At 64.1% G+C, this 21,413-nt stretch carries 18 protein-coding genes and 1 riboswitch; of the genes, 10 read left to right on the forward strand and 8 right to left on the reverse strand.

The genetic code is table 11. The features are described 5' to 3' along the window. Nucleotides 1–72: 72 nt before the first annotated feature. The 4 genes from L867_RS0110460 (at nucleotide 73) to modC (ending at nucleotide 4,955) form a co-directional block, all read left to right on the forward strand. Complete coding sequence (locus L867_RS0110460) at nucleotides 73–2,274, forward strand: DUF1217 domain-containing protein (protein WP_028736835.1); 2,202 nt, start codon at nucleotides 73–75, stop codon at nucleotides 2,272–2,274. A gap of 90 nt (nucleotides 2,275–2,364) precedes the next feature. Beyond that, entirely contained in the window at nucleotides 2,365–3,168 is an 804-nt protein-coding gene (modA, locus tag L867_RS0110465; protein WP_037173101.1) for a molybdate ABC transporter substrate-binding protein, read from the forward strand. Nucleotides 3,169–3,180: 12 nt separating this feature from the next. After that, entirely contained in the window at nucleotides 3,181–3,873 is a 693-nt protein-coding gene (modB, locus tag L867_RS0110470; protein WP_028736837.1) for a molybdate ABC transporter permease subunit, read from the forward strand. Between the two features lie 8 nt (nucleotides 3,874–3,881). Continuing rightward, complete coding sequence (gene modC / locus L867_RS0110475) at nucleotides 3,882–4,955, forward strand: molybdenum ABC transporter ATP-binding protein (RefSeq protein WP_408605975.1); 1,074 nt, start codon at nucleotides 3,882–3,884, stop codon at nucleotides 4,953–4,955. Nucleotides 4,956–4,982: 27 nt separating this feature from the next. Here the strand turns inward: modC and L867_RS0110480 are convergent, their stop codons facing one another. The 3 genes from L867_RS0110480 to L867_RS0110490 are packed head-to-tail and all read right to left on the reverse strand — an operon-like array spanning nucleotide 4,983 to nucleotide 7,799. Then, nucleotides 4,983–5,378: a winged helix-turn-helix domain-containing protein gene (locus L867_RS0110480; RefSeq protein ID WP_028736839.1), complete on the reverse strand. Its 396-nt coding sequence runs from the start codon at nucleotides 5,376–5,378 to the stop codon at nucleotides 4,983–4,985. After that, a complete protein-coding gene (locus tag L867_RS0110485) occupies nucleotides 5,375–6,802 on the reverse strand; it encodes an FAD-binding oxidoreductase (protein ID WP_408605976.1) in 1,428 nt (475 codons plus the stop codon). The genes L867_RS0110480 and L867_RS0110485 overlap by 4 nt, the downstream gene beginning before the upstream one ends. Before the next feature lie 16 nt (nucleotides 6,803–6,818). Beyond that, nucleotides 6,819–7,799: an L-threonylcarbamoyladenylate synthase gene (locus L867_RS0110490; protein WP_028736841.1), complete on the reverse strand. Its 981-nt coding sequence runs from the start codon at nucleotides 7,797–7,799 to the stop codon at nucleotides 6,819–6,821. A gap of 233 nt (nucleotides 7,800–8,032) precedes the next feature. Here L867_RS0110490 and L867_RS0110495 point away from each other — a divergent pair, with 233 nt between their 5' ends. Then, nucleotides 8,033–9,100 (forward strand): GGDEF domain-containing protein, encoded by a 1,068-nt coding sequence (locus L867_RS0110495; protein ID WP_028736842.1) that lies wholly within the window; start codon nucleotides 8,033–8,035, stop codon nucleotides 9,098–9,100. A gap of 93 nt (nucleotides 9,101–9,193) precedes the next feature. Here the strand turns inward: L867_RS0110495 and L867_RS0110500 are convergent, their stop codons facing one another. After that, nucleotides 9,194–9,799: a DUF6656 family protein gene (locus L867_RS0110500; RefSeq protein ID WP_028736843.1), complete on the reverse strand. Its 606-nt coding sequence runs from the start codon at nucleotides 9,797–9,799 to the stop codon at nucleotides 9,194–9,196. A gap of 304 nt (nucleotides 9,800–10,103) precedes the next feature. After that, nucleotides 10,104–10,310, forward strand: a riboswitch (cobalamin riboswitch). Between the two features lie 107 nt (nucleotides 10,311–10,417). Here L867_RS0110500 and L867_RS0110505 point away from each other — a divergent pair. The 4 genes from L867_RS0110505 to L867_RS0110520 all read left to right on the forward strand — a co-directional run bounded on the left by L867_RS0110505 (nucleotide 10,418) and on the right by L867_RS0110520 (nucleotide 13,845). Then, complete coding sequence (locus L867_RS0110505; RefSeq protein ID WP_028736844.1) at nucleotides 10,418–11,662, forward strand: aromatic ring-hydroxylating oxygenase subunit alpha; 1,245 nt, start codon at nucleotides 10,418–10,420, stop codon at nucleotides 11,660–11,662. A gap of 1 nt (nucleotide 11,663) precedes the next feature. Continuing rightward, nucleotides 11,664–12,749: a hybrid-cluster NAD(P)-dependent oxidoreductase gene (locus L867_RS0110510; RefSeq protein ID WP_028736845.1), complete on the forward strand. Its 1,086-nt coding sequence runs from the start codon at nucleotides 11,664–11,666 to the stop codon at nucleotides 12,747–12,749. A 108-nt stretch (nucleotides 12,750–12,857) separates the two neighbouring features. Beyond that, a complete protein-coding gene (locus L867_RS0110515; protein ID WP_146086604.1) occupies nucleotides 12,858–13,148 on the forward strand; it encodes a hypothetical protein in 291 nt (96 codons plus the stop codon). A gap of 280 nt (nucleotides 13,149–13,428) precedes the next feature. After that, nucleotides 13,429–13,845 carry a BA14K family protein gene (locus L867_RS0110520; protein ID WP_028736847.1) on the forward strand — a complete coding sequence of 139 codons (417 nt, stop codon included), beginning with the start codon at nucleotides 13,429–13,431 and terminating at the stop codon, nucleotides 13,843–13,845. A 68-nt stretch (nucleotides 13,846–13,913) separates the two neighbouring features. On the opposite strand, the gene L867_RS0110525 is transcribed toward L867_RS0110520, so the two are convergent. The 4 genes from L867_RS0110525 to L867_RS0110540 all read right to left on the reverse strand — a co-directional run bounded on the left by L867_RS0110525 (nucleotide 13,914) and on the right by L867_RS0110540 (nucleotide 19,274). Continuing rightward, nucleotides 13,914–14,909: a CorA family divalent cation transporter gene (locus tag L867_RS0110525; RefSeq protein ID WP_028736848.1), complete on the reverse strand. Its 996-nt coding sequence runs from the start codon at nucleotides 14,907–14,909 to the stop codon at nucleotides 13,914–13,916. Nucleotides 14,910–15,059: 150 nt separating this feature from the next. Continuing rightward, complete coding sequence (locus L867_RS0110530; protein ID WP_028736849.1) at nucleotides 15,060–16,982, reverse strand: PhoX family protein; 1,923 nt, start codon at nucleotides 16,980–16,982, stop codon at nucleotides 15,060–15,062. Between the two features lie 100 nt (nucleotides 16,983–17,082). Next, nucleotides 17,083–18,153, reverse strand: coding sequence for a ligand-gated ion channel (locus tag L867_RS0110535; protein WP_037173103.1), 1,071 nt, complete (start codon nucleotides 18,151–18,153; stop codon nucleotides 17,083–17,085). Continuing rightward, nucleotides 18,150–19,274 carry a cache domain-containing protein gene (locus L867_RS0110540; protein ID WP_028736851.1) on the reverse strand — a complete coding sequence of 375 codons (1,125 nt, stop codon included), beginning with the start codon at nucleotides 19,272–19,274 and terminating at the stop codon, nucleotides 18,150–18,152. The genes L867_RS0110535 and L867_RS0110540 overlap by 4 nt, the downstream gene beginning before the upstream one ends. 273 nt (nucleotides 19,275–19,547) lie before the next feature. On the opposite strand from L867_RS0110540, the gene L867_RS0110545 reads away from it, so the two are divergent. Next, nucleotides 19,548–21,326, forward strand: coding sequence for an acyl-CoA dehydrogenase (locus L867_RS0110545; RefSeq protein ID WP_028736852.1), 1,779 nt, complete (start codon nucleotides 19,548–19,550; stop codon nucleotides 21,324–21,326). Nucleotides 21,327–21,413: the final 87 nt, after the last annotated feature.

Below are 21,413 nucleotides of genomic sequence, written 5' to 3' on the forward strand. Positions count from 1 at the left end.
TAAGCCCTGAGCAAGTTTCGGGTTGCATGTTAGTCGTTATATTTAACGTCATTTTCCCGTGAAGGACCCGCCATGGTCTCGACCTACCTGAGCTACGACCTCGTCGCGCGTGACATAAAGGCCAGCCTTGACCGCACCGCATCCGACGCGCAGGTGGCGCGGGAGGCGGCCTATTACGAAGAGAATATCGGCAAGGTGACGTCGGTCGAAGAGTTCCTCGACGACTACCGGCTCTATTCCTACGCGATGAAGGCCTACGGCCTGGAAGACATGACCTATGCCACCGCCTTCATGAAGAAGGTGCTGGAAAGCGACCTGACCGACGAGGACAGCTACGCCAACAAGCTGACCGACGACCGCTATCGCAACTTCGCCACTGCCTTCCAGTTCACCGCTGCCACCAAGGACGCCCAGTCGGATGCGCAGGAGACGGCGGTCTTCGACCTCTATGCGCTGGCCCAGCTGGAAGAGACGGCGGACATCAAGGAGGCGACCGATTATTACGAGTCGGTGATCGACAACATCTCCTCGGCAGAGGGCCTGGTCGGCACCAACAAGCTGTTCGGCTACATCCTCGACGCCTACGGGATCGACCGCACCTATTATACCGACGAACATTTCATCAAGGTGCTGACCAGCGATCTCGATGACGAGAACAGCTATGTCAACCAGCTGGTCGCCACCGACGAAGCGTCCGACAACGACTACAATTCGGCGGCCTTCCTGGCGCTTGCCCAGGCTTTCAGCTTCAACACCGACGGCTCGCTGTCGGGTGACAGCGCCCAGACCGACGCGCAGAAGGAGGCTACCGTCTCCGCCTATGTCGCTGCCAATGCGACCTATGCCTCGGAATACACCCTGGAACGCGAGCAGGCCTATTTCGAATCGAAGATCACGACGATCACGACGGTCGACGAAATCACCGGCGACGAGCGGCTGTTCGAATATGTCAAGGCTGCCTTCCAGCTCGATTCCGGCCTCCTGAAGTCGGAATTCTACAATATCGTCACCAGCGATCTCGACGACGAGAACAACTACGCCGCCATCAATGGCGGCTCGGCCTGGACCAGCATCGCCGCCATGTTCAATTTCGGCGAGGACGGCAACGTCAAGGATGGTCTGCCGGCCCAGGACGAGGATCAGCTGGCAACCACGCAGTCGGCCTACGAGAACCATTACGACGATGCCGACACCGAGGACCTGCAGACGCTCCTCGACTACTATTCCGACGCAATGGCCGACATCACCTCGGTCGACGACCTGCTGGACGACAGCTCGATCCGCGCCATCCTGTTCAAGGCCTTCGGCATCGAGGAGGGCGAATATACCGATGCGCAGCTGAAAAAGGCACTGACCAGCGATCTCACCGATTCGAAGAGCTATGCGAACAAGACGCGCGATGAACGCCTGATCAATCTGGCCAGCGCCTTCAACTTCAATTCCGACGGCGAGTCGGAAGCGCCGCTGCTGGCGCAGAACGAGATCACCATCACGACGATGGCCAAGGCCTATATCATCAACCAGATCCGCTATCTCGAAGATACGGAGCTCGAAACGGCGCAGGCGGATGCGGAGGCGGAGGCGGAATACTACCAGGAGACGATCCTCGGCATCACCAGCGCCTCGGAACTCCTGGCGGATCGCCGGCTGGTCGACGTGGTGCTGGTCGCAAAGGGGTTCGACCCGGAGGAGGTGACCGACGACTTCCTCAAGCAGATCTTCCAGTCCGACCTCTCGGACGAAAAGAGCTTCGTCAACCAGCAGGAGGACGAATCCTGGGCCGAGCTGCTCTCATCCTTCAATTTCGACAGTGATGGCCTGCTGACCCGTGATGCAGTGGGCACCGTCCAGCAGCGCGGTGCGGTGCTCGAAACGCAGAACCTCTACCTTCATCAGATCCTCGAGGAAGACCAGGGCAACAGCAATGCCGGCGTGCGCCTGGCGCTCTATTTCGAGCGCGTCGCCCCGACGCTCACCGATGCCTACGACCTGCTCGGCGACGACGCCCTTCTGGAGACCTTCCGTGTCGCCTTCGGCTTCACCGAGGACTTCTCCAACATGGACATCGACATGCAGGCGGCGCTGGTCGACAAGAACCTCAATTTGTCGGACATGCAGGATCCGGAAAAGGTCAAGAAGTTCCTGCAGCGCTTCACCGCCATGTACGACACCGAAAACGCCGACTATTCCTCCTCCGCGCTTTCCATCCTGTCAGGCAGCACCGGCGGCATCAGCGCCGATCTCCTCCTGTCGATCGCCACCCTCAAGAGCTGAAGCGGGACGCAAGGGGCGTCCCTTGTCGGGGGCCTTCCTTTCGGCTATCGATATATCCATTGAGATATATCGATTCCCTGGGAGGTTTTCATGCTTGCTTCATTCCACTCGCTTCGGGGTCTGGCAAAGGTCGCCATAGTCGCCGCGGCCTTTCTCGCCCAGCCCGTAACATCTGTCTTCGCCGAAGACGGCGTAACGGTCTTTGCCGCCGCCAGCCTGAAGGACGTTCTCGGCGAGATCTCCACGGCCTGGAAGGCCGAGACGGGCATGGAGACGACACTGTCGTTTGCCGGGAGCTCGGCGCTGGCCAAGCAGATCGAGGAGGGTGCGCCGGCCGACCTCTTCATCTCCGCCGACCTGAAATGGATGGACCATCTGGAAAAGGCCGAGCTGCTCCGCGCCGAGAGCCGCGTCAATCTGCTCGGTAACCGCATCGTGCTGGTGGCGCCGAAGGATGCGGCGACCACAGCGACGATCGCCGACGGTTTTCCGCTCGCGGATCTGCTGGCTGGCGGGCATCTCGCCATGGCCAATACCGATTCCGTGCCGGCCGGCATCTATGGCAAGGCGGCGCTGCAGACGCTCGGCGTCTGGAATGGCGTCAAGGACCATGTGGCCCAGGCGGAAAACGTGCGCGCCGCGCTGCTGCTCGTTTCGCGGGGCGAGGCGCCGCTCGGCATCGTTTACGAGACCGACGCCAAGGCGGACGCCGGCGTCAAGGTCGTGGACCGCTTCCCCGAATCGAGCCATCCTGCCATCGTCTATCCCGCTGCCGTGCTGAAGGAGGCGAAGAATGCCGATGACGCCGCCGCCTTCCTCGCTTATCTGCAGGGAGCAAAGGCGCACGCCATCTTCACGGCCGCCGGCTTCACCGTGCTGGCCAAGACCAACTAGGATCGATCCGGCGTGGCGTTGACCGCGGAAGAATTGACGGCCATGCTGCTCAGCCTGAAGGTCGCGGCAACCGCCGTGGCCTTCTCGCTGCCCTTCGGCATTGCGGTCGCTTGGGCTTTGTCCCGGCGCGACTTCTGGGGCAAGAGCCTGCTCAACGGCCTCGTCTATCTTCCATTGATCATGCCGCCGGTGGTGACCGGCTATCTTCTGCTGCTGACCTTCGGCCGGCGCGGTGCCGTCGGCGCCTTCCTCGATGAATGGTTCGGCCTGGTCTTTTCCTTCCGCTGGACCGGCGCGGCGCTCGCCGCCGCCGTCATGGGTTTTCCCCTGCTGGTGCGGTCCATCCGCCTGTCGCTGGATGCCGTCGACCGCCGGCTCGAAACGGCGGCCTCCACCCTCGGCGCCAATCCGCCCTGGGTCTTCGCCACCGTCACCCTGCCGCTGATCCTGCCGGGCATCGCTGCCGGCTCGGTGCTGGCCTTCGCCAAGGCCATGGGCGAGTTCGGCGCGACGATCACCTTCGTTTCCAATATTCCGGGCGAAACCCAGACGCTTGCCTCTGCCATCTACACCTATACCCAGGTGCCCGGTGGCGATCTCGCGGCCATGCGGCTGACGCTGATCTCGATCGTCATCTCGCTTGGCGCCGTCATCGCTTCGGAAGTCCTGTCGCGCCACATGGCGGCAAGGGTCGGTGCGGCATGACGCTGGCGATCGATGTCGAGCACAGGCTGGGTGCCTTCGACCTGACGGTCGACCTCGCCGTTGGCGGCGGCCTGACGGCGCTGTTCGGCCCCTCCGGGTCGGGCAAGACCACGCTGGTCAATCTGGTGGCGGGGCTTATCCGGCCTGACAGCGGCAGCATCGCCTTCGACGGCGAGACCTGGGTGGACGGTTCGGGTCGGCGCTTCGTGCCGCCGCATCGGCGCCGGATCGGCTATGTCTTCCAGGAGGCGCGGCTCTTCCCCCACATGACGGTGCGCGGCAACCTGCGCTACGGCGCCCGCTTTGCCCCGCGCGGCGAGCCCGGCGAGACGCTGGAGAGGGTGGTCGAACTGCTGCGCATCGGACACCTGCTCGACCGCCGCCCGGCGCTTCTCTCCGGCGGCGAGAAGCAGCGCGTTGCTCTCGGCCGCGCCCTGATGGCCAAGCCGCGCCTGCTCTTGATGGACGAGCCTTTGTCCGCCCTCGACAACGATCTCAAGGCGGCCATCCTGCCGGATATCGAGCGCATGCGCGACGAGGCCGGCATCCCGATCCTCTATGTCAGCCATTCCATCGAGGAGGTCACGCGGCTGGCGACGCGGGTGGTGGTCATGGCCGCCGGCAAGTCGGTCGCCATCGGCCGGCCGGACGAGGTGCTGAACGTCGTGCCGACCGCCGCAGGTGCGATGAAGTCAGGCAGTTTCCTGCACGCTGTGGTCACCGGGCACAGTTCTGACGAGGGCCTGACCTTCGCCGAATCCCGGGCCGGCCCGCTCTTCCTGCGCGCCACCGACATTCCGGTCGGCGCCCATATCCGGGCCTTCGTTCCGACCAGTGAGGTCGTGCTCGCGACATCCCTGCCGGACGGGATTTCGACGCTCAACCGGCTGAAGGGCAGGGTGGAGGAGATCGGCGACGCCGGCAGCGTCATCATGGTGTCGATCGACTGCAATGGCGACAGGGTGCTGGCTGAGATCACCCGGCGCTCCGCCGCCAATCTCGGCCTGGTGCAGGGCATGCCGATCAATCTGCTGTTCAAGACGGTCTCGATCGGTGCCGAGGGCATCTATCGCACGACCTGAAACGGTCCGTTTCCGAGATCCGGGGGCTCAGTCTTCGTCAGCGGCTTTTGCCGTTGCCCTCTGTGCGACGAAGCCGGTGTCCGCCATCGATTCCAGCCAGTGGATATCTTCGGAGAGCACCCGCCGGGCTTCTGCCTCCATCTGCCGGCAGCGGGCGAGCAAGGCCTCGCCAAACGGGGTCAGTCCCGCGCCGCCGCCGCTCTTTCCGCCGTGCCGGGTGAAGATCGACGGCTCCCTGAACATCCGGTTGATCTCGTCGGCGAGCAGCCAGGCGCGCCGATAGGACATGCCCATGGCGACGCCTGCTGCCCGGATCGAACCGTGTTCGGCAATGCCCGACAGCAGCCCGACCTTGCCGGGTCCGAGCCGCACGCCGTTGGCGAGGTCGATGCGCAGCGTCAGCCGTGTCGCCTTGCCGCTCATCGGGTGGCGACCATTTTGCCGGGGTTCATGATGCCGGCCGGGTCGAAGGCCTGCTTGATGCGGTTCATCAACTCGGTCTCGATTGCCGGGCGGCTGGCGATCAACTCGTCGCGCTTCAACTGGCCGACGCCGTGCTCGGCGGAGATCGAGCCGCCATGGGCGTGCACGACCGCATGCACGACGGCATTGACCTCGCGCCAGCGGGCGATGAAGGCCGCCTTGTCGGCGCCCACCGGCTGGCTGATATTGTAATGGATATTGCCGTCGCCGAGATGGCCGAAGGCGAAGACCCGGGCATCCGGAATGAGCGCCAGAACCGCCGCATCGGCATCGGCGAGGAAGCGCGGCACGCGCGACACCGGCACCGACACGTCATGCTTGATCGACCCGCCCTCCGGTTTTTGCGCCTCCGACATGCTTTCGCGCAAGTGCCAGAAGGCCTTCTGCTGGGCAAGCGATGAGGCGATCGCCGCATCCTTCACCAGACCCGCTTCGAAGGCCTCCTCCAGCAGCGTGTCGATCATCCTCTCGGCGGTCGCCGCCGAATCCGAAGTCGAGATGTCGATCAGCGCATACCACGGGTGGGGCGAGGAGAGCGGATCGCGCACACCCGGAATGTGGCGCGTGGTGAAGTCGATGCCGATGCGCGGCATCAGTTCGAAGCCGGTCAGCGCCGTGCCGCACAGGAGCGACGCCCGCTCGAACAGCGCCAGCGCGTCCTGCGGCGAGCTGACGGCGGCAAAGGCCACCTGCCGGCCGCGCGGCTGCGGATAGAGTTTCAGCACCGCGCCGGTGATGATGCCAAGCGTGCCTTCCGCGCCGATGAACAGGTCGCGCAGGTCATAGCCCGAATTGTCCTTCTTCAGCCGCCGCAAACCGTCCCAGATCTCGCCGGTCGGCAGCACCACTTCGAGCCCCAGGCACAGTTGGCGGACATTGCCGTAGGCGAGCACGGCCGTGCCGCCGGCATTGGTCGACAGGTTGCCGCCGATCCGGCACGAGCCCTCCGAACCGAGCGACAGCGGGAAGAGCCGGCCGTTTTCTTCGGCCGCCTTCTGGATGTCGGCAAGGATGGTCCCGCCATCGGCGACGATGACGTCGGCCACCGTGTCGATCTCGCGGATGCGGTTCATGCGCTCAAGCGAGAGAACGACGTCCGAGCCGCCTTCGCGCGGCACATGACCGCCGACATGGCCGGTGCGTCCGCCGGCCGGCACGATCGGCGTGCCGGTTTCGCTGGCGAGCTTCAGGATGGCGGAAACCTCCTGCGTCGAGCCGGGTTTCAGCACCAGCGGCGAGGTGCCGTGATAGAGGCCCCGGCTCTCGACCAGATAGGGCGCGATGTCGGCGGCGGCCGTCAGCACATTCGCCTCGCCGACGATCGCAACGAAGGCTTTCAACGTCTCGGGCAGGTTGTCGCTCACGGTCACCTCGAACCTCCTAAACATTCCTCGGGGCGGCGGCGCGTTGCAGCCGGTCGTTGATTGCCTCGCCAAGCCCGTGGTCCGGGATCGGCGTCACCGCAATGCCGGCGGCGCCGGTCTGGTCGGCTTTCTTGAGTAAACCGAAGAGGTTGGCTGCCGCCTCCCCAAGGTCGCCCGTGGGGCTGAGTTCGAGCACGGCGGCTGCTTGCCCCATGCCATCGACCGGCTGGCTGCCGAAGCGGATCAGCGCCTCGCCGGGCATGACGCTTATGGCATCGAGCCGCACATGGGCATTTGGCGCGTAGTGCGAGGCGAGCATGCCCGGCGCTTCGATCGCCGCGGTGCCGGTGCCCTTGGGGCGCTCAACCACAAGCCCCGTGGCTTCCTCGATCGCCTCGACCGGCACACCGCCGGGCCGCAACAGCCGGATGCGGCCGTCCTCAACCTTGAGAATGGTCGATTCGACGCCGACCTGGCAGGGGCCTCCGTCGATGACGAGGTTGATGCGGTCGCCGAGATCGGCGTCCACGTGCTGCGCCGTGGTCGGGCTGATCTTGCCCGAGGAGTTGGCGCTGGGTGCCGCGAGCGGCCGCCCGAAGGCACGGATCAGTTCGCCGGCAAAGCCCCTAGGCACGCGGATGCCGACCGTGTCGAGGCCGGCGGTCGCCAGCGGATGGATGGCGCTGTCGGGTTTGAGCGGCAGGACGAGCGTCAGCGGACCCGGCCAAAAACGCTCCGCAAGGCTGCGCGAGATCGGGTCGAAGATCGCGTAGCGCTCGGCCATTTCAAGGTCGGCCATGTGGCAGATCAGCGGATTGAAGCGCGGCCGGCCCTTGGTTTCGTAGATGCTGGCAATGGCCGCCGGATCGGTCGCGTCGGCGGCAAGCCCGTAGACCGTCTCGGTCGGCATCGCCACGGGGCGCGCCTTCGACAGGACGCCGATCGCGGCATCGACGGCCTCGCGCCTTTCGCCTTCGATCGGGATGATCCGCGCCATGGATGGAAGCCTTCCTGCTCTTTGTTTTCCGTCCATAGCGCGACAGCACCGGGTCGATCAAATCCTCATTTGACGGAGGTTCCGCGTTTTAGTTTTGGCTTAAGGAAACCCCTTGAATCTACTGATCTTGGCATCGCTAAAACTTTATCCATCGGCGTAACCGAAAGAAAGAAATCTTGCGCCTATAGTCCCGCCACATCGAGCCTTTCGCCTTCTCTGTCGGGAAACGAACCATGCAGCAAGTCAAGAACCCAGCCTCGAGCATCGCACTCCGTGTCGCCACGGCCATGCATCAGATGGGAATAGAGGGCCTGCCGCGAAACTACGAGCTGGTCTACGAAGCCTATGCCGGCAGCAATCCGGAACTGGTTCGCGAATTCATCGCGCTCGGCAAGAACAAGACCCAGGAAGCGCTCGACGCGCTCGGCCGCAAATATCTTCCGCATCATCATGAGGACGGCCTGCTCGGCCGGCAGAACGGCCAGGTGCGTGCCGAGATGAGCAATTTTATCAGCCTTCTCAACCAGGAAAAGGTCTCGCTGACCGACTATGGCCGCCTGATCGGCCATGCCTCCAAGGCGATCATGACCGAGGACATCGACCACGTCGAGCTTGGCCATTCGATCAAGGCGCTGAAGGTCGCGACCGAGCAGCGCGCCAGCCAGAACAGCAATGTGGTGCGCGCCGTGGTCGACAAGACGGTTGCCTTGGCCGACCTGCAGCGCGAGGCGGAGGACGCGGAGGCGACGAAATTCGTCGACCCGCTGACCGGTCTGGCGAGCCGCCGCGCCTTCAACAAGGCGCTTGCCAAGGTCTATGCCAATCCGGAAATGCCGGTACTGTGCAGCATGGTGATCGGCGAGATCGATGATTTCTCCAGGCTGTCCGAGCTTATGGGCCCCGCCGTCGCCGAACGATTCCTCAAGCAGGTCGCCAAGGTGGTGGAAGCCGTTGCCGGCACCGAGGACCTGGCCTGCCGCTTCGACGGCGGACGGTTTGGCATTCTGCTCTATACGTCGGAACAGGACGAGGTGACCCGCATCGTCGATCTGGTCCGCTCCAAGCTCAGCACGACGGTGGTCAATTTCGGCAACGGCCGCGCGCTCGGCCAGGTGCCGATGTCCTTCGGCATCTGCTTCTCGGAACAAGCGCCGAACGCCTTCGACTTTACCAATTTCACCGAAAAGGCGCTCGCCGCCTCCAAGGCTGCCGGCGGCAATACCGTCACCATCTACGGCACCAACGACTATGCGCCGAAGGATTGGCTGATCTACAAGAAGCAGCCGGTCGGCGGCTTCTGAGGCGGGACAGGGCGTTCGGCTCCATAGGTCCGCGCACGGTTGTGCAGCGCCAAGTGCGAAAACCGCCCCGGCGGCAACGGGAGCGCGTTCAGTTCAGAGCTTGGCGATGATCTTGCGCAGTTCCGCGTCGCGGGCCCCCAGCATCAGCACGTTCTTCAACGCTTCCTTGGGATCATGGGTGCGGAACAGAAGGCCGTTTTCTCGGATCGAGCGGTCGATCGCCATCGACCGCGTCTCCTTGTCCGGATGGATTGCCACGGCAAAATACATGCGCGAATAGTTCGGCCGGATGTGCTTGAAGAACTGATCCGCGTCGCCCACCTCGGCAAAGAAGTTGGCGATGTAGAACGCCCATTTGACGTCGGCATATTTGGCGAAATTGGTTTTCGCCGCGGTCACGTGGCAATAGCCCAGATGCGGGCTGTTCTCCAGCGTCTTGTGGAAGATCTGCTTGGGAAACTGGATCGAGCGGTGAAAGCCGTTGATGTGCTTGTGGGTGGTCTCGCCTGCCGCTTCCAGCTTGCGCCCCGTGCGCTCCGCCACTTCCTCATAGGTGAGGTAGCGTTTTTCTTCCGCCAGCCAGTCCTCGCGATGGCGGGAAATGCGGCCGGTGCGCAGGAATTCGGTATGCACGGCCTTGCCCGGCAGGCCGGGCTTGGCGCCGGGTTTGGAGGCGGCGAAATATCTCAGCTTCTGCATGTCGTGGCTCTGATCCTAAGGCCGTTGCGCCGATCATACGGCACCGAGATTAATGACATTTTGCCGCATCCTGACGCGCTTCGGTTTCGCGAGGCTTGCGGAAGCGATGTCGCAATCGGCGAAGCCCCTCTTGCTTGTCTCTTTGCGCCACCACTGCCGAGGGTCCCGCCACAATGAAAATTTACTCTTTTGAAAACACGATGTATTTTGCATTGTCGTGTTGATTGCGAGCAAGATCGCCGATGTCGCAAATGTTTGGGTCGGTGTCGTTTCGCAGTGCACCAGCGGATCTGCGACTGTGGTTAGATAGGTGCGAACTCGAGGTGCCGCCCGGCTAGGGAAGGGTGGGAAATCGGGAAGCCGGTCGAATTCCGGCGCTGCCCCCGCAACGGTAGTGGAGAATGCGTGACGGCCAAAGACCACTGGGACATCTGTCCTGGGAAGGTGCCGAACGCGGTCCGCAAGGATCATCTCCAGAGCCCGGAAACCAGCCTTTGAGAAGGAATTGGATTGACGGTCGCGGCGGGCGGCCCGAGACGGCTTTGTCCGGTGTCATGCGACGCCGTGGCCTTGCATGTTCTCGATCTCCGTCACGGCAGAACGGATACGAGGACGACAATGGACTTGCAGAGCACGGTATTGCGGCAGTTGAAGAACCGCCGGGAAGGCTTCAGCCTCGAGCAGCCTTTCTACATCGACCAGGATTATTTCAAGCTCGACATGGAGACGATCTGGTATCGCAACTGGCTGTTCGTCGGCCATGATTGCGAGATCCCGCGCGCCGGCAACTATTTCACCGCCCAGATCGGCGACTACCCGGTGGTGATCGTGCGCGGCAAGGATCAGGTGATCCGCGCTTTCCACAACACCTGCCGCCATCGCGGCCACCGCGTCTGCACCCAGGATCGCGGCGCCTCGGCCAAGCTGGTCTGCCCCTACCACCAGTGGACCTACGACCTTGACGGCTCGCTCGTCTTTGCCCGCCAGATGGGCGAAACCTTCGACAAGGCCGAATTCGGCCTGAAGCCGGTGCATTGCGAAAGCGTCGCCGGCTATATCTTCATCTGTCTCGCCAACGAGGCCGCCGATTTCGCCCCGGTGCGGGCGACGATCGAACCCTTCATGGCGCCGCATCGCCTGTCCGAAGCCAAGGTCGCTCACCGCAACACCATCATCGAGAAGGGCAATTGGAAGCTCGTCTGGGAAAACAACCGCGAGTGCTACCACTGCGCCGGCAACCATCCGGAACTCTGCCGCACCTATCCGGAAGCGCCGTCGGCCACCGGCGTGCAGGGCGCCAAGGACGATCCGGTGATCACCGAGCACTGGGCGCGCTGCGAAGCCGCCGGCCTGCCGTCGGAGTTCACCATGGATCCGTCCGGCCAGTTCCGCGTCGCCCGCATGCCGCTCATCCAGGACGCCGAGAGCTACACCATGGACGGCAAGCCGGCGGTCAGGAAGCCGCTTTCGGGCGACGTCAACATTTCGCACATCGGCACCATGCTCCTGTTCCACTATCCGACCACCTGGAACCACATCCTCGGTGATCACGCGATTTCCTTCCGCGTCCTGCCGATCTCGGCCGAGGAAACCGCGGTCACGACCACCTGGCTGGTCCATAAGGATGCGGTCGAGGGTGTCGACTACGACGTCGACCAGCTTACCCATGTGTGGAACATGACCAACGACCAGGACCGCTCGATCGTCGAGGAAAACGCCTTCGGCATCCGCTCGCCGGCCTACGAGCCCGGACCCTATTCCGTCGACCACGAGGGCGGCGTAATGCAGTTCGTCGAATGGTATGCGAACTTCATGGTGAGCCGCCTCCAGGGCGACAAGGCCCGTCTGTCGGCGGTGGCGTGAGATGAACATCGCTCTCCCCAGCTACCGCCATGTCGACGAGATGCGCCCGTGGTCCGACCGGGAGCACAGGCTCGAATGCGTCGCCGTCACGCCCGAAGCCCCGGACGTGATGACCTTCACCTTCCGCCCGGACCGGCCGGGCCACTGGTTCCGCTACCAGCCGGGCCAGTTCGTCACGCTGGAGATCCCGGTCGGGCCGGAGCCGGTGATGCGCACCTACACGCTCTCGTCCAGCCCCTCGCGCCCCTATACGGTGGCCGTCACCGTCAAGGCGCAGAAGGATTCGATCGGCACGCGTTGGATGTTCGATCACCTGAAGCCCGGCATGCAGCTGAAGGCGATCGGCCCGCTCGGCGACTTCTCCTATGCCCGCCATCCCGGCAGCAAGTACCTGTTCGTCTCGGCCGGCTCGGGCATCACGCCGATGGTGTCGATGACGCGCGATCTCTCGGATCGCCAGCCGGATTCGGACATCGCCTTCCTGCATTGCGCCCGCTCGCCCGACGACATCATCTTCCGCTGGGAGCTTGAGGCGAAGGCACGGGAAATGCCGAAGTTCACCCTCGGCTTCATCATCGAGCAATTGACGCACGGTCAGCTCTGGTCGGGCCTCAAGGGCCGGATCGACAAGGCGAAGATCGCGCTGCTCGCGCCCGACTTCCTCGATCGCACGGTGTTCTGCTGCGGGCCCGAGCCGTTCATGGCGACGGTGCGGGAATCGCTCGCCAGCGCCGGCTTCGACATGGCGAACTATCACGAGGAGACGTTTCAGCCCGCCAAGCCGCAGCCGCCGGTGGTGGTTGCCGATCACGGCGGCGAGGCCAAGGCGACGAGGGTTGCCTTCGCCATGTCCGGCAAGGAGGGTTTCTGTGAACCCGGCCATACGATCCTGCAGGCGGCGCGGGCCTCCGGCGTGCGCATCGGGGCTGCCTGCGAATCCGGCCTGTGCGGCACCTGCAAGGTGATGAAGCTCTCCGGCGAGGTCGAGATGGACCACAATGGCGGCATCCTCGACGACGAGATCGACGAGGGTTACATCCTCGCCTGCTGTTCGCGGCCGAAGGGCGATGTCGAGATCGAAGCCTGACACAAACAAAGGGCAGCGCGAGCGCCGCGCTGCCATCATGCTGACAAACCCACCGGCGATTGTAACGGGACTGGTCGTGGACCGGTCGGGACGTGTCGGGAGCATGCGATGAATATCAGGTGGGTGCTTACATCTCTGTTGGCGATGACGCTTCTGTCGCCGCACGCGCAGGCGGCTATGCCGACCATGCCCGTGGATGCACCGGCCTCGGCCGTGCAGTTGGTCAATGATACGACGAAGCCCAAACCCGTCTATCGCAAATCCGCGCCGCGCGGCGCCACCTACCAGGGCTATCCCTGTTCGCAGACCCGTAAGACCGGCTATGTTCTCTACAATGGCTGCTGGTATCCGCGCGAGGTCATCCGCAATGGCCGCCTGGTCGTTCCGCAAGGTAACTGACAGCGAACGTTTCTGCTGCTCGCCTGACAATCGCCAAACGGTGCGAAATGGAACCTAACGCGCGTTGGCGCGTTGTTCGCCGTGAAGTCAGCGCGGCGAAAAACAGACGCCCGCGCCAGATTGCATTTCGATATCGTTAATGCCCGGTTCAGGCAGATTTATCTACTGAAGGTTTGAGCTTTCGCGTATCCTATCGCTTGTCGGCCGACGGTCGCGACGATGGTGCGAAGCGCATTTCGGCAGAACACTTGCACAGAAACGCAGGGAATGGAGAACTGAAATGATAACCTCGATGAAGCGCTGGGCCGCGCTTGCCTTGGCCTCCGCAGTCGTCCTGACGAGCTTCGTGCCGTCGCAGGCGATGCCGCTGCCGACCACGGTGATCACCGCGCCGTCCGACGTGACCAATGTCGATCACCGCCGTCGTTCGCCTTACTACTACCGTGGATACCGTGGCTACGACCACCGCCGTTCGGGCTATCGCTACCACAACGGCTACTGGTTCCCGCTGGCTGCCTTCGCCGCCGGTGCGATCATTGGAGGCGCGATCGTCTCGTCGCCCCCGCCGCGCGCCGGTGGCATCAATCCGAGGCACTACCAGTGGTGCGCCAATCGCTACCGGTCTTACGACGGCTACAGCAACACGTTCCAGCCGTATAACGGCCCGCGTCAGCGTTGCTACTCGCCGTACTACTGATCGGCTGAGGCCCACTCACATCAAGGATGCCCGGCGCAAAGCCGGGCATTTTTGTTTGGGTAGCGGGCTCACAGAATGCCCGCCCGCCGCAGCAGCCACCATGCCGCCAGGATCGACAGCACGATTGCGGTGAGCGCATAGGCCGTGCCGCCAATGCCTTCGGCGAAGGGCAGCGACGAGGTGTTCATGCCGAAGAAGCCGGTCACCAGCGAGGGCGGCAGCAGGAAGGCCGTCATCAGCGACAGGATGTAGAGGTGGCGGTTAGTCTCCGACGACAGTTTCGAGTCGATTTCCTCATGCAGCAGGCGGGCCCGTTCCTGCAGCGCATAGACGTCGTTGTCGGCCGCCTCCAACCGATTGGCGAGGCGGTCGACGATCTCGTCGAAGCCGGCGGGCTTGTCCTCGTCGTCGGCCGCCGCCGCCCGGCGCATCAGGGCGAGCATGGTGCGCAGGTGCCGGTGCAGCCTGACGACGACCCGCCGCACCGGCGCCAGTCGCCGCCGCTCATCGCGCAGCTCGCTGTCGTAGACGATATCCTCGATGACGTTCAGTTCATCGGTCAGTTCGAGCACCGTCGACATGATGCCGCGCTGGAACTCGGCAACCAGCCCCTCGAAGATCTGAATCGGTCGCGCATATCGTGCCGCGTTCTTCTCGATCGCGGTGCGCACCGGGTCGATGGAGCGGATCGGCTGCAATCGCGTGGTGATGATGATGCGGTCCGAGAGGGCGAAATGCAGCCAGCCGATGTCGCGCGTCGCCGCGTCGAACTCGCGCTGGAAATCGACCAGCGTCCCGAACAGCAGCCGGTCGTCGGCGGCAAGGGTCGCATGGGTCTCGTGGGTCGTCAGTGCGGCGCGGGCGGCGTCGGTCAGGCCGGGGAAGCTCTCGAGAAAAGCGCCGACATGCACGTCCGCCAGGTTGAGATGCAGCCAGACGAAACCCTCGCCCTCTTTCAGCGCCGCCGGCGCGCAGTCGACCGGAAGCCGCTCGGCGCGGCCGGTCTGCGGCATGATGCGATAGGCCCAGACGAGGCCGGGAACGGCATTGATCAGCGGAAGCATGGGCGGCGATCCTCCTGCGGCATCGGTCTGGCGGATCTTTGACGGAAGCGGCCATCGGATCAAGCGAGGGGTCGATCATGAAGGCCGCGCGGAAAAATGGAAAGAGGCGCCGGGCTGGCCGGCGCCTCCAGGTCGATCGAGAATGCGCGATCAGCCGATCATGGCGTTGTCGTCGCGCTTGACGGCGACGACCGTCGAGCGCGGCAGCTTGCCTTCGCCGTCCGGGAACGGCGCGTCGGGGTGCTGGATGCCGACGAAGTGGGTGCGCTTGTCGGCCGACCAGGTCTGGCCGGTGACTTCCGCGCCCTTCGGAGCGGTGAGGAAGCGTTCGATGCGGCCGGTGACCGGATCGCCGGCGAGCATCTGGTTGTTGCCCTGGCCGAGGAACTCGCCCTCATTGCTGTCTTCGCCGTCGGTCTGGATCCACAGGAGACCGGTCGAGTCGAACATCATGCCGTCCGGCGAGTTGAACATGTTGCCGGAGTTGATGTTGGACGAGCCGGCATAGGCGTCGCCCTTGTGCACGTCCGGATTGCCGGCCATGACGAACAGGTCCCATTTGAACTTGCCATCGGCATGGTCGTCGTTTTCCGGATACCAGCGCACGATCTGGCCGTACTCGTTCTTTTCGCGCGGGTTGACGGCGCTCAGTTCCATCACGTCGCCGCCGGCATTGGTGCGCATCTTGCCGTCCTTCAGAACGCCGCGATTGCTGTTGTTGGTCAGCGCGCAATAGGCTTCGATGGCGACCGGGTTGATGGCGACCCATTCCGGGCGGTCCATGGTGGTGGCGCCCACCTTGGAGGCTGCCTGACGGGTGAAGACGCAGATTTCGTCCATCTTCATGCCGGTCGATTCCGGCGTCAGCGCGACCCATTCGCCGGTGCCGTCATCGGAGAACTTGGCGACGAAGAGCGTGCCTTCGTCGAGCAGCTTCGAGGTGTCGCCGCCCGGTACGTAGATGCCGTTGGAGACGTACTTGTAGAGGAACTCGCCACGCTCATCGTCACCCATGTAGACGACCACGCGGCCGTCACGTGCGATGACGACAGCGGCATTCTCGTGCTTGATGCGGCCGAGCGCGGTGCGCTTGACCGGGGTGGAGGACGCATCCGACGGATCGATCTCGACGATATAGCCGGCGCGGCGCGGTTCGTTCGGGTTCTTCGCCACGTCGAACCGCTCGTCGAACTTCTCGTAGGCATAGCGGGTCTCGGCGACGATGCCGTAGCGCTTGTAGTCGTCCGGCAGCTTGAAGGCGGCGTCGGTCGTGCCGAAATAGCCGTTGAAATTCTCTTCGCAGGTCAGGTAGGTGCCCCACGGCGTCTTGCCGGCGCCGCAATTGTTGAAGGTCCCGAGACAGTCGGTGCCGTTCGGGTCGGCGGCGGTCTTGATCAACTCGGAGCCGGCGGCCGGGCCGGAGAGCTTCATCGGCGTGTTGTGGTGGATGCGGCGGTTGAACGGGCTGTCGAGAACGATCTCCCAGCCATTCTCCCCTTCGGCCACTTCCATGACGGTCACGCCCTGCATGTTCTGCAGGATCTTCACGTCGTCGGCGCTGGCCGGCACGCCCTTTTCGGTGTGCGGCAGGTTGATTTCCGGATTTACGTATTCGTGGTTGATGGCGATGATCTGGTGCTCGCCGACCACAAACAGTTCCATGCCGTCGGTGTTTTCACCGAAGACCTTGTCGGAATGTTCGACGGAAACGCCCTTGGCGGGATCGACGTCAGGAACGTTGGAAAACAGCGGCTGGCCCCATTTGGCAAGCGGCTTCCAGCTGTAGCCTTCCGGAACATGCACCGTGGCATCGGTCTGGATGGCGATCGGCTTGAAGGAGAAGCGCGAGGCGGCGTCCTGCGCCTGGGCGGAGGTCGAGGACATCAGGTTGGCGGCGGTGCCAAGCGTGCCCATGGCGGCCGCAGCCGAACCGAGCGCCAGCACGCCACCGAGGAAGCCGCGGCGGGAAAGGGCGGTCTCGACGATGCGGTCGAAATCGGTTTCGGCCGGCGGCGGGTTCTGCAGTTCGTCCCATTCGTCCCAGGACAGTTTGCTCTTGTTCAGATCGGTCATGGATGTGCTCCGCGGTTGGTCAGGGGTGGACTTTCCAACCTGCGGTTAGCGGGCCTGCGTTACAGCCCTATGACGGTCCGGCCCGTATCCACAGCGCCGCTCAAAGGAGCGATCTTGCCACGGAGCAGATGCAGATAAGGACGAAGCTGGTCGGCACGCTGTAGCGGATATTGTCGCGGATGGCGGTTTCGAGATGCGGGTAGCGATGCTTGCCCGGGAAGTTCGAGTACACCAGGATGATGTTCAACAGCAGCACGAAGACGAGATAGAAATAGCCGAGCGAGACCATGAAGGCGACCGGCGAATTCATCGAGATCGAGCCCGGAAAGCTCGATTCGTAGGTAAAGCTCAGCGCGGCGAGCGCCAAGAGCGCCGAATAGGTCATCGGCGCCTTGTCGCCGAGAAGCTTTTCCGGTGCCCACAGGATGAACAGCGACACCGAGAGCACGGCGACGAACGGAATGAAGATCGGCAACAGATAATAAGGCCATTGCCGTTCGATCACCGTCGAGGCCTTGATGCGCACGAAGGGCTTGGCGTTCCAGCCATGGAAGCGCTCCATGACGAACTGCAGCGACCGCGCCGTCCAGTTGGTGGCGGAAAGCTCCTCGGCGACCGACGACAGTTCCCGGTCGATGTCGTTCATCACGAAGATCACCTCGTCGGCCGAATGACGCGGCGTCACGAAGGACAAGGTGAGCTTCTGCCGGTCGAACGGGAAGGTCGTCATGTCGACGTCGACGCGGAAATCCGCGTCAAGCCGGCGAATGCGCGTCACGGTGCCGTCGGCGCGCAGCGAAAGTGACACCGAGCCCGAGCGCGGTTTGCTGATCTGGTTCTCGATCTCGGTTCCTGGCGTCCACATCTCGGCGAGCTTGGCCTCGGCATCGGCTCCCACATGGTCGAAGCGGCCGAAGCCCGTCACCTTCGGGTCGAAGGCCTGGCCGGGGTCCGTCCAGCGTTCGGTGATCTCTACCATCATAGAGGCTTCCCCGGCGGTCTCGCTGAGCCTCGAGAGGCTGAGCACCCGCATGGAGAAGTGCACGGGCAGGGGAAGATGGATGCCGGACGGCAGCGGCCGCGCGGTCTCCTCGGCGCAAGCGGATCCCGCGATCGCCAGCCACCCGGACAGGAGAAGCAGGCCGAGGCTTCGGACGAACCGCGCCGTCACGCGGCACCTCCATCGGGCGTCCTTGTCGATGCCCTGTCTGACAGTGCGCCGACGGCGCGGCGCAGGCGCCTGTAGTCGGCCAGTCCATCCTCTGCGGGGGAGGCTTTTGCGCCTGTGCCCGCAGCTTCGGCCTCGGCATAGTCCGCGAGTTCCGCGAGCGGCCGGATCACCATGGCACGAATGGCGATCGTCACCACGGAGAAGGCGGCGATCATGCCGACGATCGTGACGATGGCGGCGGTGGCGACGGCGCGGCGGAAGCCGCTGTCGAGGTCGGAGAAGTCGCGCGCGATCAGGATGGTGCCGATCATGCGGCCGGAATAGTCTAGCAGCGGCTGGGCAAACGTGCCGAAACGCTTTCCCTCGACCTCGGCCATGCCCTGCACCGGTTCCCGCGACAGGCCGATCTCGCGCCGGTCGTAGAGCGTCTGGAACAAGGCGGTGTCGGTCGCGGCCTCGATCGCAAGGCCCGCGAGGTCCTTCGGCGGGGTTGCACCCTGCGGCGAAAGGCCTGTCATCGCCGGGCTCAGAAACAGCGCGAAATCGGCGCCGGACGCGGATTTCGCCAGCTCGATCAGGGATTTCAGCTCGACCCCGACTTCCACCGTGCCGATGAGGGTGTCGCCCTCGACGATCGGCGCGACGGCGCGCAGGCTGAGGCCCGCCAGCCCCACTTCGAGCCCCTTCTGCAGCACGCGGCTGCGATTGGCGGCAAGGATCATCGGGCGGATCGAGGAGAGGTCCTGGCCGAAATTCTTCGGGTCCTGGACGCGCAGGAAGCTCTTGATGTCGGCGGTGTGGAAATGCAGCATGTTGACGCCGGCTTCGCTGGCGAGCGCCGCGTAGGCCGGCTGCAGCAGCCGGGTCAATCCGTCCCGGTCCCCGGCCTTCATCAGGGCGATCACCAGGGGGTCCTTGGCCATGCGATCGGCATGGGTGGCCGACAGGCTGGCGGCCTGCGCCATGGACGAGGTGAGCAGCAGCGCGGTGGCCTGCATCTCGTTCATCTTGCTGGTGGAAAGCTGCCTATTGCCGCCGCCGACGACCACGAAGGCGCCCGCAGACAGGATGAGACCGAACAGCACAGCGATGACAAGGGCGAGCGATCTGTCGAGTGTCATGGATTTCCGTTTTTTGCTTCAGCTTCGCTGACGCCGTTCGTAGGCCAGTTGCGACGTTCAGGTAACGTCCAACTTTGGGCGTATCCCGGTTCGCCGGCCCTGTTGCGAACCGGCGCGATGCGATAGCCTTGCGCCAGCGGCCCGAACGTTTGGGGAGCGCAAAACGGTTTGACGTTTACGTAAAAATCAATTAGCCAAATCGACACGTTTCCGCCACCGCCGCAAGGCCGGACGCGCGGCAAACCGCCAGTCGCAAGCAGGAGGAGCATGCCCATGTACAAGGCGCCGGTAGACGAAATCGCGTTCACCCTCAAGCATGTCGCCGGAATGGCCGAGGCGCTCGAACAGGGCCGGCTCGGTGATCTGAGCGACGACCTCGTCGATGCCATCCTGACCGAAGCCGGCCGTTTTGCCTCCGATGAAGTCGCGCCTCTCGCCGAGATCGGCGACAAGCAGGGCGCCCGCATGGTCGATGGCAAGGTTCTCGTGCCGGACGGCTGGGCCGACCTCTATCGCCACTGGGCCGAAGGCGGCTGGAACGCGCTTGTCGCGCCTGAGGAATTCGGCGGCCAGGCCCTGCCGCACATGCTCAACGTGGCAGCACTGGAAATGTGGAATTCCGGCTCCATGGCCTTCGCGCTTGGCCCGACGCTGACCATGGGCGCCTCGGAAGCCTTGGCCACGCACGGCAGCGCCGCGCTCAAGGAAAAGTTCCTGCACAAGATGGTGTCCGGCGAGTGGACCGCCTCGATGAACCTGACCGAGCCGCATGCCGGCTCCGACCTCGGCGTGATGAAGTCGCGCGCCGAGCGCCGCGACGACGGCAGCTACCGCATCTTCGGCCAGAAGATCTTCATCACCTGGGGCGAGCATGAGATCACCGAGAACATCGTCCACCTGGTTCTCGCCCGTCTGCCCGACGCACCGGCCGGCACGCGCGGCATCTCGCTGTTCCTCGTGCCCAAGTTCCTGGTGAACGACGACGGCTCGATCGGCGCCCGAAACGACCTGCATTGCCATTCGCTCGAGCACAAGCTCGGCATCCACGGCTCGCCGACCTGCACGATGATCTACGGCGACGGCAAGTTCGGCGACGAGCCGGGCGCCATCGGTTATTTGATCGGCGAGGAGAACAAGGGCCTCGCCTGCATGTTCACCATGATGAACAATGCCCGGCTGGCGGTCGGCATGCAGGGCGTGGCGATCTGCGAAGCCGCCACCCAGAAGGCGGTCGAATACGCCAGGGAGCGCACCCAGGGCAAGGCGCCGGGCTGGACCGGTTCGGGCATGAGCCCGATCATCGAGCATCCGGACGTCGCCCGCACGCTCGTCACCATGAAGGCGCTGACGCAAGGCTCGCGCGCCATCTGCTATTCCTGTGCCCACGCCATCGACATGTCGCACCACACGGACGGCGCGGACGCGAAGAAGTGGGCCGAGCGCGGCGCACTTTTGACCCCGATCGCCAAGTCCTTCGCCACCGATGCCGGCGTCGACGTCGCGTCCATGGGCATCCAGGTGCATGGCGGCATGGGCTTCATCGAGGAGACCGGTGCCGCCCGCTACCTGCGCGACGCCCGCATCGCCCCGATCTATGAAGGCACCAACGGCATCCAGGCCGCCGACCTCGTCACCCGCAAGCTTCCCCTGTCGGACGGCGCCCAGGTGCGCGGCTTCATCGCCGAGTTGAAGGAGATCGCCAAGGCCGTGCGCGGCTCCAACCTCGAAGGCTTCGGCACCACCGCCGACCGCCTCGATGCGAGCCTCGTCGACCTCGAGGACACCACGGAATGGCTGCTCGCCCGCCTCGCTGAAGGCAATGCCGCCGCAGCCCTTGCCGGCGCTACCCCTTACCAGCGGCTGTTCGGCCTGGCGTTGACCGGAACCTATCTCGCCAAGGGCGCGCTCGCCGACGAGGACCACGGCCGCGACAACCGCATCGCGCTCTGCCGCTTTTCCGCCGAGAACCTGATCGCCGAGACCGCGGCGCTCAAGGATCGCGTCATCAACGGTGAAGCGAGCCTGACTGCGGCGCGTGTGCTTTTCGCCTAAAACCCCTCCCCAACCCCTCCCCACAAGGGGAGGGGCTTAACGTGCCGCTGCTGTTCGCGGTATGGCGGAAGGCCCGCCCCGGATTTT

Origin of the sequence: Paenirhizobium selenitireducens ATCC BAA-1503 (assembly GCF_000518785.1) — a bacterium.
GTDB classification, from domain to species: Bacteria; Pseudomonadota; Alphaproteobacteria; order Rhizobiales; family Rhizobiaceae; genus Allorhizobium; species Allorhizobium selenitireducens.